This is a genomic window from Inhella sp. (assembly GCF_041912635.1).
Classification (GTDB): Bacteria; Pseudomonadota; Gammaproteobacteria; order Burkholderiales; family Burkholderiaceae_C; genus Inhella.
Genome location: NZ_JAYRMO010000030.1, coordinates 21641 through 34748, shown reverse-complemented (window position 1 = coordinate 34748; position 13108 = coordinate 21641). Strand labels below are relative to the sequence as shown.

General features: G+C 71.1%; 15 protein-coding genes. 4 read left to right on the top strand and 11 right to left on the bottom strand.

The genetic code is table 11. The features are described from left to right. Positions 1-5: 5 nt before the first annotated feature. A complete protein-coding gene (locus tag ACE3QP_RS16690) occupies positions 6-932 on the bottom strand; it encodes a DMT family transporter (protein ID WP_374437618.1) in 927 nt (308 codons plus the stop codon). 96 nt (positions 933-1028) lie between these two features. Here ACE3QP_RS16690 and ACE3QP_RS16685 point away from each other — a divergent pair, with 96 nt between their 5' ends. Continuing rightward, the gene (locus tag ACE3QP_RS16685) at positions 1029-1661 is read left to right on the top strand and encodes a LysE family translocator (RefSeq protein WP_374437617.1); all 633 of its coding nucleotides are present in this window, start codon (positions 1029-1031) and stop codon (positions 1659-1661) included. A 415-nt stretch (positions 1662-2076) separates the two neighbouring features. Here ACE3QP_RS16685 and ACE3QP_RS16680 read toward each other — a convergent pair whose 3' ends face one another. From ACE3QP_RS16680 to ACE3QP_RS16665, 4 genes are read right to left on the bottom strand one after another with little or no spacing between them, the layout of a single operon-like run. Continuing rightward, complete coding sequence (locus ACE3QP_RS16680; RefSeq protein WP_374437616.1) at positions 2077-2883, bottom strand: LytR/AlgR family response regulator transcription factor; 807 nt, start codon at positions 2881-2883, stop codon at positions 2077-2079. Further along, a complete protein-coding gene (locus ACE3QP_RS16675) occupies positions 2880-3956 on the bottom strand; it encodes a sensor histidine kinase (protein WP_374437615.1) in 1077 nt (358 codons plus the stop codon). The genes ACE3QP_RS16680 and ACE3QP_RS16675 overlap by 4 nt, the downstream gene beginning before the upstream one ends. Positions 3957-3990: 34 nt before the next feature. Next, positions 3991-4656, bottom strand: a complete 666-nt coding sequence (locus ACE3QP_RS16670) for a hypothetical protein (protein WP_374437614.1) — start codon at positions 4654-4656, stop codon at positions 3991-3993. Further along, the gene (locus ACE3QP_RS16665) at positions 4653-5486 is read right to left on the bottom strand and encodes a DUF2306 domain-containing protein (RefSeq protein ID WP_374437613.1); all 834 of its coding nucleotides are present in this window, start codon (positions 5484-5486) and stop codon (positions 4653-4655) included. Before ACE3QP_RS16665 ends, ACE3QP_RS16670 begins: the two co-directional genes overlap by 4 nt. Before the next feature lie 205 nt (positions 5487-5691). On the opposite strand from ACE3QP_RS16665, the gene ACE3QP_RS16660 reads away from it, so the two are divergent. Then, on the top strand, positions 5692-6159 hold the full coding sequence (locus tag ACE3QP_RS16660) for a DUF1203 domain-containing protein (RefSeq protein ID WP_374437612.1): 468 nt from the start codon (positions 5692-5694) through the stop codon (positions 6157-6159). Here the strand turns inward: ACE3QP_RS16660 and ACE3QP_RS16655 are convergent. The 4 genes from ACE3QP_RS16655 to ACE3QP_RS16640 form a co-directional block, all read right to left on the bottom strand. Then, a complete protein-coding gene (locus tag ACE3QP_RS16655) occupies positions 6132-6344 on the bottom strand; it encodes a DUF2061 domain-containing protein (RefSeq protein WP_198112974.1) in 213 nt (70 codons plus the stop codon). The two genes, ACE3QP_RS16660 and ACE3QP_RS16655, sit on opposite strands and share 28 nt — an antisense overlap. 125 nt (positions 6345-6469) lie before the next feature. Beyond that, positions 6470-7651: an ABC transporter permease gene (locus ACE3QP_RS16650; protein ID WP_374437611.1), complete on the bottom strand. Its 1182-nt coding sequence runs from the start codon at positions 7649-7651 to the stop codon at positions 6470-6472. Continuing rightward, positions 7651-8445, bottom strand: coding sequence for an ATP-binding cassette domain-containing protein (locus ACE3QP_RS16645; protein WP_374437610.1), 795 nt, complete (start codon positions 8443-8445; stop codon positions 7651-7653). Before ACE3QP_RS16645 ends, ACE3QP_RS16650 begins: the two co-directional genes overlap by 1 nt. Beyond that, positions 8442-9926 (bottom strand): alpha/beta hydrolase, encoded by a 1485-nt coding sequence (locus ACE3QP_RS16640; RefSeq protein ID WP_374437609.1) that lies wholly within the window; start codon positions 9924-9926, stop codon positions 8442-8444. The genes ACE3QP_RS16645 and ACE3QP_RS16640 overlap by 4 nt, the downstream gene beginning before the upstream one ends. Positions 9927-10078: 152 nt before the next feature. Between ACE3QP_RS16640 and ACE3QP_RS16635 the strand changes: the two genes are divergently transcribed. Then, positions 10079-10480, top strand: coding sequence for a heme-binding protein (locus ACE3QP_RS16635; RefSeq protein ID WP_374437608.1), 402 nt, complete (start codon positions 10079-10081; stop codon positions 10478-10480). A 91-nt stretch (positions 10481-10571) separates the two neighbouring features. Beyond that, positions 10572-11180 (top strand): glutathione transferase GstA, encoded by a 609-nt coding sequence (gstA, locus tag ACE3QP_RS16630; protein WP_374437607.1) that lies wholly within the window; start codon positions 10572-10574, stop codon positions 11178-11180. A gap of 8 nt (positions 11181-11188) precedes the next feature. On the opposite strand, the gene ACE3QP_RS16625 is transcribed toward gstA, so the two are convergent. Together ACE3QP_RS16625 and ACE3QP_RS16620 are read right to left on the bottom strand one after the other, a co-directional pair. After that, on the bottom strand, positions 11189-11950 hold the full coding sequence (locus ACE3QP_RS16625) for a substrate-binding periplasmic protein (protein ID WP_374437606.1): 762 nt from the start codon (positions 11948-11950) through the stop codon (positions 11189-11191). A 133-nt stretch (positions 11951-12083) separates the two neighbouring features. After that, positions 12084-13019: an NYN domain-containing protein gene (locus ACE3QP_RS16620; protein WP_374437605.1), complete on the bottom strand. Its 936-nt coding sequence runs from the start codon at positions 13017-13019 to the stop codon at positions 12084-12086. Between the last annotated feature and the right edge of the window lie 89 nt (positions 13020-13108).

The following is a 13108-nucleotide window of genomic DNA, read 5'->3' as shown; positions in this document are numbered from 1 at the left end:
GAAGGTCAGCGGCGCGCCTTGTTCATCACCACCATGCCGGCCAGCACCAGCGCGCCGCCGGCCAGCAGGGAGGCGTCCACCGCCTCGCCCAGCCAGAAGGTGGCGATGGCCACGCCGAACACCGGCACCAGGCTGATGTAGGCCGAGGCCGCGCCGGCGCCCAGCGCGGCGACGCCCTCGAAGTACCAGGCGTAGGCCAGCACGGTGGAGCCCACCACCATGAAGAGCAGGGCGCCCCACCAGCCCAGGCCCAGCTGCAGCGGCAGGGCCAGGCCGGCGGGCTCGAACAGCGCGGCGCTGAGCAGCAGCAGGCTCAGGCCGAAGCCGGCGGTGACGGTGGTGGTGGTGAGCGCGTCGATGCCGCCCAGCAGCTTCTTGCCCAGCAGGGTGTAGCCGCTCCAGCACAGCACGCAACCCAGCAGCAGGGCCTCGCCCACGCCGGCACCGCCGGTGAACAGGGTCCAGGGCTTGCCATGCGTCAGCACCACGGCGGCGCCGCCCACGGCCAGCACCATGCCCAGGGCAATGCGGGTGTTCAGGCGCTCGCCCAGCAGCCAGGCGGCCAGCAGCAGGGTCAGCACCGGGTTGGTCGTCACCACCAGGGCGGCGCGGCCGGCCGGCAGGTGCTGCAGACCCATCAGGAAGAAGGCCGCGTAGCCGAACACGCCCAGCGCCCCGCCGAGTGCCAGGCCGGCCCATTGGCGCGGCGTCAGCGCTTTCAGCGTGGCCGCGCCGGAGCGCACCAGCAGCCAGCCCAGCAGCAGCAGCAGCGAGAGCGCGAAACGCCAGCTGCTGGCCGACAGCGCCGGTGCTTGGCTGGCCACCACCTTGCCGGCCGGCCAGGCCGCCCCCCAGAGCCCGGCCATGCCCAGCAACTTGAGGTGAACGAGCCAGGGGCGGGTGGTGGCAGGGGCGGTGGCGACAGCGGTCATCGGCGCAGTGTCGGGGTTTCCCCGTAACCGGGTGGGGGCTGGGGCCGGCGGCCTGCCTAAGATCCGCCCCCTTTTCCCTTGCAGCCCCGACCGCCCATGCTGAGTGCACTGATCTCCGTTGCCCTGTTGCATTGGCTGGTGCTGGTGACGCCGGGCGCCAATTTCCTGCTTGTGGGGCAGCTGGCGGCCTCGGGGCAGCGGCGGGCGGCGGTGCTGGCCTGCCTGGGCATCACCTGCGTCACCTTCACCTGGGCGCTGCTGGCGGTGCTGGGCGTGGGCGCGGTGTTCGCGCTGCACCCGCTGCTGCGCCAGGGGGCGCAGGTGGCCGGCGGTCTGTACCTGCTGTGGGTGGCGTGGCGCCTGCTGCGCTCCGGTGCCGCGGCCGCGGCGGCCCTCGGGGCAGCCGCACAGCTGCGCGGCGTACAGGCCTTCCGGCTCGGCTTTCTGACCAACATCCTGAACCCCAAGACGGCGCTGTTCTTCAGCAGTGCCTTCGCGGCCCTGCTGCCGCCGGGGGGCGGCTGGGGCCTGAGCGCCGCGGCGGTGCTGCTGGTTTATCTGAATGCCCTGGTCTGGCATCTGTTCCTGGCGCTGGCCTTTGGCAATCCGCATGTGCAGCGCGTCTATGCGGCGCGCCGCCGGGCCCTGAACCGCCTGTGCGGCAGCCTGGTGGGGGTGTTCGGCCTGCGCCTGCTGGCGCCGGCGCTGCTGGAGTTGCGCGCGCGCTGAGCTCGTGAGGGGAATAACCCGAACTAGCTTGAACAGGGGACGGGAAGTGGTTTTCAGCGCGGCGCGGACCTGTCATCCTTGCGCCCATGCCTACACCTGCTTCCCTCCCTGGTGCCCGGCCAGCTTCCGGTGCGTCCGCGCAAGAACGCCGCTGCGGGCGCGACCGGCGGCAGCGTGATGAGGGCCCACCGCGCGGGCTGCGCGAACGCCGCACCCATCTGGAAGCGCGGCGCCCGCAGGTGGAGGAGTTGGAGATGTCGCTCGAAGAGTTCCAGCGCCTGATGGATCAGACCGCCCCGCCGCAGCTGGACGAATCGACCCGTGCCATGGCCGAGCGGGCGCAGATTGCGCGCGACCGGCATCGCAACTAGGGCCTGTTAACACTACGGGAAGCCACGCGAAAGGGCCTGGCTGCTCACATCTCCCGAAACAGGTGCAGATAGCTGCGGCTGACCGGCAGGGTCTCGCTGCGGCCGCGCAGCTCCAGCGTGGCGGTGTCGTTCTCGGCGCGGCGCACGCGGCGCACCTGGTCCAGATTGACGACGACGGCACGGTGCACCTGGGCGTAGCGGGCCGGGTCCAGCTGGGCCAGCAGCTCCTTCAGCGGCAGGCGGATCAGGGCCTCGGCGGCGCGGCCCTGGTCGTCGCGGTAGGCCACCAGGGTCAGCTTGCTGTCCGCCTTCAGGTAGTCGATCGCCTCGACCGGAATCATCAGCAGCGCGTCGCCCACGCTGGCGCGCAACCAGCGCAGGCGCTCCGGCCCGGCGGCGGGCCCGGCCGCCCCGCCACCGCGCAGCTGCTGCGCGAGCTGACCGGCCAGGCGCAGCAGCAGTTCTTCGCTGTGCACCACCGGGCTGCCCAGGCGCTCCTGCAGGCGTGACACCGTTTCGGCCAGGCGTGCCGGCGTCACCGGCTTGACGAGGTAGTCGAGCACGCCATGCTCGAAGGCCTCGAGCGCGTACTGGTCGTAGGCGGTGACGAACACCAGATGCGCACGCCGGCCGATGGCGCGCGCCGCCTCGACGCCGCTGACGCCGGGCATGTGCACGTCCAGAAAGCAGATGGCGGGCTGCAGGCGCTCGAACTGCTCGATGGCCTCGCGGCCGTTGCGCGCCTCGGCCACGATCTGCAGCTCCGGCCAGGCCTTGGCCAGGCGCTGGATGAGCAGCTCGCGCAGCAGCGGTTCGTCGTCGGCAATCAGGGCGGTGGGCGGTGCGTTCAAGCGGCAATCTCCAGGGCCGGGAAGCTCAGTTCCACGCGCACGCCATGCGGCTGCACGGCGTGCAGCTGCAGCTGCACCTCGCCATTGAACACGAGCTCCAGGCGCTCGCGCAGGGTCTTCAGCCCGGTGCCCAGGCCGCGGCCGCTGGCGCCCAGGCCCACGCCGGTGTCCAGCACCGTGACGCGGCAGCGGCCATCCTCGCGCCGCAATTGCAGCTCGATGCGGCCGCCGTCCTCGCTCGGGTCGATGCCATGGCGCACGGCGTTCTCCACCAGGGTCAGCAGGGTCAGCGGCGGGCAATGCAGCTTCAGCACGCCGGGGTCGAACTCGACCGCGATCTGCAGGCGGTCGGGCATGCGCAGCTGCATCAGGTCCAGGTAGGCGCGCACCATCTCCAGCTCCTGGCCGAGGCGGTGGCCGGCCTCATCCAGCCGCGGCACGGCGGCGCGCAGGTAGTCGATCAGGCTCTGCAGCACGGCAGGCGCACGCGTGCTGCCGGTTTCCACCAGGGCCTGGATATTGGCCAGGGTGTTGAACAGGAAATGCGGCTGCACCTGGGCGCTGAGCAGGCGCATGCGCCCATCCAGCGCCTGGCGCGCCAGCTCGCTGCGCTCCAGCTCGAAGGCCAGAGCCTGCTCGGTCACCCAGGCTTCGCGCTGCTTGACCAGGGCCGAGAGCGCCACCCAGGGCGCCAACAGCACGCCGAGGATGGTGAACATGGCGAAGCCCGCCACGCGCTTCTCGTCCATCCAGAAGGGCGGCGCGCCGGCTTGCGTGCTGGCGATGTAGAGGGCCAGCGTGGCAATGGGCACGGCCAGCCCCACGCCCATCACCTGCAGGGCCCAGCGCGCCAGCCAGCGCGGCAGCTGGCGCGGCCACTGCTCCAGCAGGCCGAACACCAGCAGTAGCACCGCCCCGAGGCCGAAGACGCGCAGCCACAGTCCGAGCAGGTTGGATTCCCAGGCCAGACTGAGCAGGGCGGCCACGACGGCGCAGGTGATGGCGGTGGCGCGCACGCGGCGCCAGCCGAACAGCTGGCGCCAGCCGCGCGGCTTGGGCAGGGTGGGGGACATGGCCATCACGATAGTGGCAACGATGCGGCTGACCTCACGCGGCCACCAGCCCCTCAGCGCGCGCGGCTTGTGGCCGGGCCAGCACCCAGGCCAGCGCCAGGAACCAGGGAATCTGGCCCAGGCCGAACAGCATCACCGCCTCCTGCAGCGGCGGCCAGATGCTCAGCACCCCGCCCAGGCCGATCAAGGTGCCGAACCCGATCAGCCCGCGCCCCCAGGCCTGCGCCTGGGCGGCCGCGGCGCCGATCAGCAGCACCCAGACGCCGCCCACCAGCTCGTTGCCGCCACCCAGGGCGTCCTGCACCACGCCCAGGGCCAGCCACAGGCCCAGCAGGCCCTCGCGCGCTGGCTGGCGCGCCAGCACCTCCACGCCCAGGATGCCGATGAAGCCGCTGGCGATCAGCAGCGCGGCCCAGACCCAGGCCAGCGGCGTGGCCAGCGCCATCCAGCCCGGCGCGCGCGCTGCAAGGCGTTCGTGCAGGCCCTGCGCCAGCAGCCCCAGGGCCAGGCCCTGGGCCGGGTAGAGCAGCAGCCAGGCCTGCCAGGCGCGTCGGTGTTCCAGCACGAAGTCCAGCCGGGTCGTCGGCGTCAGCGGGCCACCGGGGTTGAACAGCGTCGTCTGCAACACGAAGCTGAGCACATAGCCCAGGCCCAGAAAGGCGGCCGACCAGGCGGCGGCGCGGGGGAGGTTCAGATTCATAGCGGCGGGCTCCAGAGCATGTGGAAGGCGCCGAACAGGCCCGCGGCGGTGAGCAGCACCAGGGCGCCCAGCAGCAGGGCCACGGCGACCTGGAAGGCCGGACGGGCGCTGCGCCGGGCAGCACGCAGCAGCTCGAACACCGCCAGCGGCAGCAGGGTCTGCGCAAAGGCCAGGGTGGTCAGGAAAGGGCCGTCGAAGGTCTTGGGGTCGAAGCCCACCGGCTTGCCGTGCCACATCAGCCACAGCGGCAGGCCCAGGCGGAAGAACCACACGCCCGAGACCGCCAGGAAGAGCCGCAGCGCCCAGGCGCGGTGCGCCTCGATGCGGCGCGCCCGCGCGGCCCGCCAGGCCAGCCCGGCGAAGGCCAGCATCAGCAGCGCGTTGAAGCTGATGCCCAGGTGCTGGCCCAGGCCGCCGACGGCCGGCCGTGTCCACACCAGCAGCAGACCGCCGATGGCCATCACGGCGGCGGCGATCAGATAGGCACGGCCTATGCCCCGATGCAGCGCGGGGAGCGTGCGCCGCAGCGGTGGCAGCAACTGCAGCGCCCCGCCGACCAGGATCAAAAGCGCGAACAGCAGGTGCAGGCCGACCAGGGCATTGCCCCAGGCATCCCCTGGCGTGTAGCCATTCGGCAGCTTGAGGTTCCAGGCATCGAACCGGCCCTGCAACGTGGGCAGCAAATAGGCCGCCACCAGGTAGGCGGCGAACAGCAGCTGGCCCCCGAGGGCGAGCGTGAACCAGAGGGCGGCGCTGCCGTCGAGCAGGCGCCGCGCCAAGCCGGTCGGAGGCGAGAGCGGCGGCGCTGCCGCCGCGAAGGCATGGGACATCGCAGACTTTCAGTAGTGGCGAGGTTGCTCATGCTGCGCAAGCTCCCTTCGCGACGGGCTGGCGGCGCGACGGCCGCCGCCCAGGCGCGACCGAAACGCGCGCTTCGCATACCGAAGCGCGCCGGCAGGCCGAACACCATGTCCGCTTTCAGCGCAACCGCGCCGCCGGGCTTTCCAGAATGGCCGCACCGATCTGGAGTTCCCGATGTCCTACCGAGTCCTGGGCCTTGACCCACAAGCCTTCCTGCCCCTCTACAGCCTGTCCGACGCCGAGCTGCAGGCACGCGGCGCCCGCCGCCTGCGCGTGACCGAATCGCACGCCGCGCCCGACCGCATTGAGCTGCGCGACGCCGAACCCGGCGAGACCGTGCTGCTGCTCAACCACTGCTACCTGGAAGCCGACACGCCCTACCGCGGCACGCACGCGATCTTCGTGCGCGAGGGCGCGACGCAGCGCTTCGAGGCCGTGGGCGCGCTGCCCGACGCGATCCGCCGCCGCCTGATCTCGCTGCGCGCCTTCGATGCCGACGGGATGATGGTGGACGCCGAAGTGGCCGAGGGCGCGGCGCTGGAGCCCTTGATCGCGCGCTTCCTGGCCGACCCGCAGGTGGCTTTCCTGCACGCGCACCATGCGCGGCGTGGCTGTTACGCGGCCCGCATCGAAAGGGCCTGACGGCGCTGCGCCCACCAGGCGCTCAGCCGGCCCCAATGCTTGTCGTGGAAGTAGTGCACGACGGTGTTGACCGCCGGCTCCACGAAGGTGATGGCACCGGCGATCGCCAGATCGCCCGTCAGCGCATAGCTGACGCCGAACGCGACCCCGAGGTGCAGGACGCCGAAGGAGGCGGATTTGGCCATGACGGAACTCCGGGTTCTTGAACGGGCCGCCATGATGAAGAAAGGCCGCGTCTGCGGCCAATCGAAAGCGTGGATGGCGGCCATAGCCGCCTCCACCCAGATGCTCCGCTCAGCGGTTCAGCGGTTCAGCGGCTCACCGCCTCCCGCATATGCCGGGCCACGTAGACCAGGCAGGCCGAGGTCAGCACCGCCGCGGTCAGCACGGCTGGGCCCCATTGCAGCAGGGTGATGGGCTCGCCCTTGAGCACCAGCATCATCAGCTGGTTCTGGCCCAGGCCCGGGATCCAGAAGTACCAGGGGGCGTCGCCGCCGGGGTTCATGATCGAGACCATCGGGGCCAGGCTCACCACCGTCATCACCAGGGTGGCGCTGGCCTGGGCTTCCTTGAAGGTCTTGGTGCGGATGGCCACGGCCATCAGCAGCGCACCCAGGGCGGCGCACAGCGGCAGCAGGATCAGGGCGAAGCCCGCCACCTCGCCCCAGCCGAAGCGGAACATCGCGGCCAGCGCGTCGCTCTTGAGCAGCAGCTGGGCCGGTATGAAGCTCAAGCTGCACAGGCTGGTCACGCCCGCGCCCAGCAGGGCCACGGCCAGCCATTTGCCGCTGACGATACCGAGCGGCTTGGCCGGGTTCATCAGCAGGGGCTCCAGCGAACCGCGTTCGCGCTCGCCCGAGGTGCTGTCCAGCGCGGCGGTCAGGCAGCCATAGAGCACGGCCATGATGACGAACATCGGGATCATGCTGGTGATGCGCGAGGCGCGGGCGCCGGGGCTGGCGAGGTCGCGCTCGTTCAAGTCCACCGGGCGCAGCAGCTCGGGCGAGACGCCGCGCAGCATCAGGTGCAGGCCGGCGCGCTCACGGCCAAAGCCCTCCACCAGGCGGCTGATCACGCCGCTGCCGGCGCTGGCGCGCTGGTTGGCGCTGTCGGTCACCAGCTCCAGCTCGGGGCCGTCGCCGCGGGCCAGCTTGTCCTCGAAGTCGTCCGGCACCACGAGCACGGGGTCGGCCAGCTTGCTGTCGCGCAGCCGCGCCTCGTAGTCGGCCGGGGCTTCCTTGATGGTGTAGTTCTGGCGCTCCAGGTAGTTGCGCAGCGTAGGGGCGTGCTGCATGCCTTGCACCACGATCTCGCGCTGCTCGGCGCGGCTCTCGAACTGCGCGATCAGGCCGCTGAGCATCATCAGCATCAGCGGGCCCATCAGCAGCGCCGGCACGGCCAGGCGCAGCAGGGTGCGGCGGTCGCGCAGGGCGTCCACCAGTTCCTTCAGGAACACGATGGCGACATGGTTCATCAGGCTCGGCGTTGTCATCACGCAGCCTCCTTTTCATTGCCGAAGGCCAGGGCCACGAAGGCGTCTTCGAAGCGCTCGCAGCCGGCCTGTTGTTTGAGTTCGTCCACCGTGCCGCGCGCGACCGAACTGCCGCGGCTCACCACCACCACCTCGTCGCACAGGTACTCGACCTCTTGCATGATGTGCGTGGAGAAAACGATGCACTTGCCCTGCTCGCGGGCCAGCACGCGCAGGGCCTCGCGCAAGGACCGGGTGGCCAGCACGTCCAGCCCATTGGTGGGTTCGTCCAGCACGATGTTGGCGGGGTCGTGCACCAGGGCGCGGGCCAGCGCGGTCTTCATGCGCTCCCCCTGGCTGAAGCCTTCGGCACGGCGGTCGATGACCTTCTTCAGATCCAGCAGCTCGCTCAAGGCTTCGCTGCGGGCTTCGGCCTGTTCCTGGCTCAGGCCCTGCAGGCGGCCGAAGTAGACGATGTTCTCGCGCGCCGTGAGGCGCGGGTACAGGCCATGGGCATCGCCCAGGATGCCCATGCGCGCCAGCGCGGCCTGAGGCTCGCGCAGCACGTCAATGCCATCCACTTCGATGCGGCCGGCATCGGGCTGGAACAGGCCGGCGAGCATGCGCAGGCTGGTGGTCTTGCCCGCGCCGTTGGGGCCCAGCAGGCCGGTGATGCGGCCGTTGCCGGCCTGCAGGCTGACGGACTTCACGGCATCCACCCAGCTGGCGGCGGGCTTTTTCAACAGGGCACCGAGGCCGCTGGCCTTGGGGGCGGGCGCCTTGAAGCGCTTGGCAATCTGGTCGAGCGTGATCATGGCTTCACCTCCGCGTTCTTCTTGTCGGGCTTGGGCAGGCTGGGGTCGGGCGGCACGAAGGCCAGCGGGCGCGGCATCTTGGCGGCGCAGTCGGTCTTCACGCCCAGGGCCTCGGCATCGGTCTTGGCGTCGATGAAGCGGTTCACCACCTCGCGCATGCAGGGCAGGGCCATCACGCCGTGGCCGGCGGCCGGTACCACCTGGTGCAGGGCCTTAGGCCCAAGGGCCTTGGCCACGCGCTCGCCGTGGCGGGGTGGCGTCACCGGGTCGGCACCGCCGCTGAGCAGCAGCACCGGGCTTTGCGCCGGCGGCAGTGTGTAGAAGGCCTCGGGCACGCTGCCACGCGGCCATTGCTGGCACATGCGGCCGTAGAACTGGGCGTCGGCACGGCCGTAGTCGCGCCCTGCCGCTTCCTTCGCCTCGGCCATGCGCGGCAAGTCTTCGGCGCAGATGACCGACAGGTGCATGCCCAGGGCCAGCGCCGTCTGCCGGCCGCCCATGCTGCTGAGCAGGCCGCTGAGCGCGTTGAAGTTGCCGTCCGCAGCGCTGGCGATGGCGGCGGGCAGGGCGCTGGCAAACGCCGGCACATACAGCGGCCCGCGCACCGCGCGCAGCACATGCTCGCGCTGCAGCATGGCCTTCTCCAGCTTGCCGGTGAGCGGGTGCTGCAGCGTCACTTCGCGCGGCAGGCTGGCCAGCAGGCGCTGCCATTGCTCGGCCAGTTTCGGGTAGGCCTTGTCGCAGCCCGGCTGCTGCTCGCAGGCGGCCAGCAAGGCGTCCAGCGCGGCCTGGTTGTCGGGGCTGAAGGACAGGGGCAGGGCCATGTCCGGCGGGGCCAGGCCGTCCAGCACGGCGCGGCGCACCTTGGTGGGGAAGGCGCGCAGGTACTCCAGCCCGGCGCGCGTGCCGTAGCTGCCGCCGATCAGGTTCCACTGCGCCACGCCCAGGGCCTCGCGCACGGCGTCCAGGTCCTGCATGGCGATGACGGTGGTGTACTGGCGCAGGTCGCCATGCGGCAGCTTCTCCAGCTCGGCGCGGCAGGCATCGGTGCGGCGGTAATTGGCCTCCAGGTCCAGGCCTTCGGCCACGGGCAGATGGCGCTCCTCCGGGCACTCCAGCGGGGCGGACTTGCCGGTGCCGCGCTGGTCCACGAACACCAGGTCGCGGCGCTGCTGCAGGCGTGCCAGGCGGCCGGTCAGCATCGGCATCAGCTTGACGGCCGACTGCCCCGGCCCGCCGGCCAGGAAGACCACCGGGTCGGGCAGCTTGTTGCGCGCCAGCGCGGGCACCACCACCACGTGAAGGTCGATGGTCTTGCCCTGCGGCTGGGTGGGGTCGAGCGGGCGCTGGAGCTGGCCGCACTGCACCTCGGTGGCCACGCCGCTGAGCCGGCAGGGCTTGAGCTCGATCGTCGGGGCGGCCGCGGCCGCCAGCGGCACGGCGCTCAGCAGGGCCGCCAGCACGGAGAGTCGTTTGAGCATGGGGGTTTCTTGGAATGGGACGGCGCGCATTGTGTTGGCGCGCACGCATGACGGGCCGCCGCGGCGGGCGAATGGCGGAAGGGCCGGGCGAAATGCAGGCACGGCGGCATGAACGGCGGCGGTTCCAATGCCTCCCTTTCTAGGAGACCACCATGCACAGCACCGTTCAGCTCACCCTTGAAGACGCCCGCCGCGTGGCCGCCGCCGCGCGCGCCAAGGCGGTGGCGGAGGGCTGGCATGTCGTCATCGCCATCGTCGACGCCGGCGCCCACCTGATCTACCTGGAGCGCGCCGACGGCACCCAGCTCGGCAGCGTGGAGGTGGCGCAGGCCAAGGCCCGCAGCGCCATCCTGTTCAAGCGCCCCACCAAGGCCTTCGAAGACGCGGTGCAGGGCGGCCGCACCGTGCTGCTGAGCCTGCCCGGCGCCACACCGATCGAGGGCGGCTTGCCGCTGGTGGCGGCGGACGGCAGCTACCTGGGTGCCATCGGCGTGTCGGGGGTGCTGTCCAGCCAGGACGGTCAGATTGCGGCGGCCGGGGTGGCGGCGCTCTGAGCAGCTGACAGAAAGCGCATTCCCGCGTGCGCTGCGGGGCTGAGGGTGGGCGGCCTATGGTGCGCGCCTTCGTTCACTCAGGAGGACCCCCATGAAGCTGTACTACGCCCCCGGCGTCTGCTCCCTTTCGCCCCACATCGTGCTGCGCGAGCTCGGCCTGCCCTTCGAGCTGGTCAAGGTCAACACCAAGACGCACCAGACGACCGACGGCGGCGACTTCTACGCCATCAACCCCAAGGGCTCGGTGCCGGTGCTGGAGTTGGACGGCGGCGAGCGCCTCACCGAGGGCCCGGCCATCGTGCAGTACCTGGCCGACCAGCACCCTGACAAGGGCCTGGCGCCGGCCAACGGCACGCTGGCGCGTGCGCGCCTGCAGGAGTGGCTGAACTTCACCACCAGCGAACTGCACAAGGGCTTCGGGCCGCTGTTCAACCCGGCCTTCCCGGACGCCGCCAAGGCCCTGATCCGCGAGCGCCTGCTCAAGCTCTTCGCCTGGGTGGACACCCAGCTGGCCGGCCGCGAGTACCTGCTGGACAGCGGCTTCAGCGTGGCCGACGCCTATCTCTTCACGGTCAGCAACTGGGGCCAGCTGGTGGGCGTGGACCTGGCGCCTTTCACCCATCTGGCGGCCTACCGCGCCCGCGTGGCCGCGCGCCCGGCGGTGCAGGAGGCCATGAAGGCCGAAGGCCTGAAGGGCTGAAAGGCTGATCAAACCCGGACCTTGCGCTCGATGCGCGCCAGCGTGCCGTCCTGCGCCAGCGTCTTGAGCGCCGCGTCCACGCGCGGCATGAAGCCGGGTTCCGTGCGGACCCTCGAAAAGGCCAGGTAGTTCGGGCTGTCCGAGTGGTGCTCGAAGGCCTGGCGCAGCAGCTGCTGTTCCAGGCCAAGCTGGCGCACTTCCCAGGCGCCGGCGATGGCGGTCACCACCATGCAGTCGGTACGGCCGGCGCGCAGCATGGCGGCCAGGGCGGCGATGTCCCGCCCCGGCACCAGGCGCGCGCCACCTTCCTGCACGAGCGGGGGCGGGTAGTGAAAGCCCGCCACCACGCCCAGGCGCAGGCCGCGCAGGTCGGCCAGGCTGTTCACCGCCGGCCCGCCGGGCAGGCAATAGAAGCGGTAGTTGGCACCGCTGCGGTAGGGCGCTGACCAGAGCAGGTAGCGGTCGCGGTCGTCGCGCCGGCTGATGGTGGTGGTGAAGTCCGCGCGGCCCCACTCCAGCATCAGCAGGGCGCGCTTCCAGGGCACCAGCTCCAGCTCACAGCGCAGGCCCAGGCGCTCCAGCACGGCGCGGGCGATCTCCACGTCGATGCCCTCGCCGTCCGGGTGGCCCGGTGGGTTCACGAAGGGCGGGTAGACGGTGTTGACCAGCTGCAGCGGCCGCGCAGCCGGGGCCGTGCCCTCAGGAACTGCGGCGCCGCCGGGTGGGGCCAGCAAGGCCAGCGGCGTGGACAGGACAAGGCGGCGGTGCATGGCGGGGGCTCGGGCGGGCGGCAGCCCAGGCTAGCCCCGCCGCCCGGCGCGCGCGCACCCAGGCGCTGCGTGCGACCAAAAAACGCAGCTTTTGGTCTCAATCAAGCAGCTGGACCGGCGGTGTGGCCCGGCCTCAGAGCGGCGGCGCGTCCTCGCCCAGCAGGCGCACCTGCTTGGCCACCGGGCCGCGGTCGCCGCGTGCCAGCAGGTAGCTCAGGCTGCACTGCAGATAGAGCTGGTCGGCCGCGCAATCCTGCAGCTCCGAGACGTGGAAGAACAGGTTGTCGCCGCCCAGCACCGGGCGGATGAAGCCGTAGCCCTTGTCGGGGAACCAGTTCACCAGCACGCCCGGGCGCTCCAGCGCGTCTTCCACTTCGGCGGGGGCCGGCGCGGGCACCGGCGCGTTGCGCGGCGGCAGGTCGGCCGGGCGCGAGAGGAAGAGGTTGTTCACCAGCGGGTCGGCGCGGCGTTCGCGCGCGTCGATCACCTTGTCCATCATCACCGGGTAGTGCACCTTGTCCAGCAGCGCACCCGAGACCTGGGTGCGGTACTGCTTGCCCTCGCGCTCGAAGCTGAAGTCCCAGCCCAGCAGCATCACGCGCGTGCCCAGGCCGGCCAGCTTGCGCACCAGCGGCACGAAGTCGCCGTCGCCGGTCAGCAGTACCACCACGTCGTAATGCTTGAGCTGGGTCGCCTCGAAGCACTCCAGCGCCATCCAGACGTCGATGCGGCGCTCCTCGAAGCTGCCATCGGCCAGCACCGAGACATGCTGCTGGAACAGGTTCACGTCGGCGCGCAGCAGCATGTCCTCGAACAGGCGCTCGCCGAACAGCTTGTCGCGCTCCTGCGCCATCTGCGCGGTGAGCCGGCCGCGGAAGTAGCTGGCGTCGACGATCTGGCACAGGCGCGGATCCGCACCCTCGGCCTTGGCCACCTCGGCCACGATGAAGTCGTGCAGGCCCTTGATGGACAGCCGCGCGCGGCGCTCGTGCTGGTAGAGGTAGTAGTTGGTGACCTTGTTGAAGTAGGTGCCGTCGTAGAAGACGGCGATGCGGCAGGGGCTGGGCATGTTGGCGGGGGGATGTTGCGGAGGGATGTGTGAATGCCTGGCGCTTTGGGGTGCGCGAGGGGGGCGGATTGTCGGTGGGCGGCGGATGG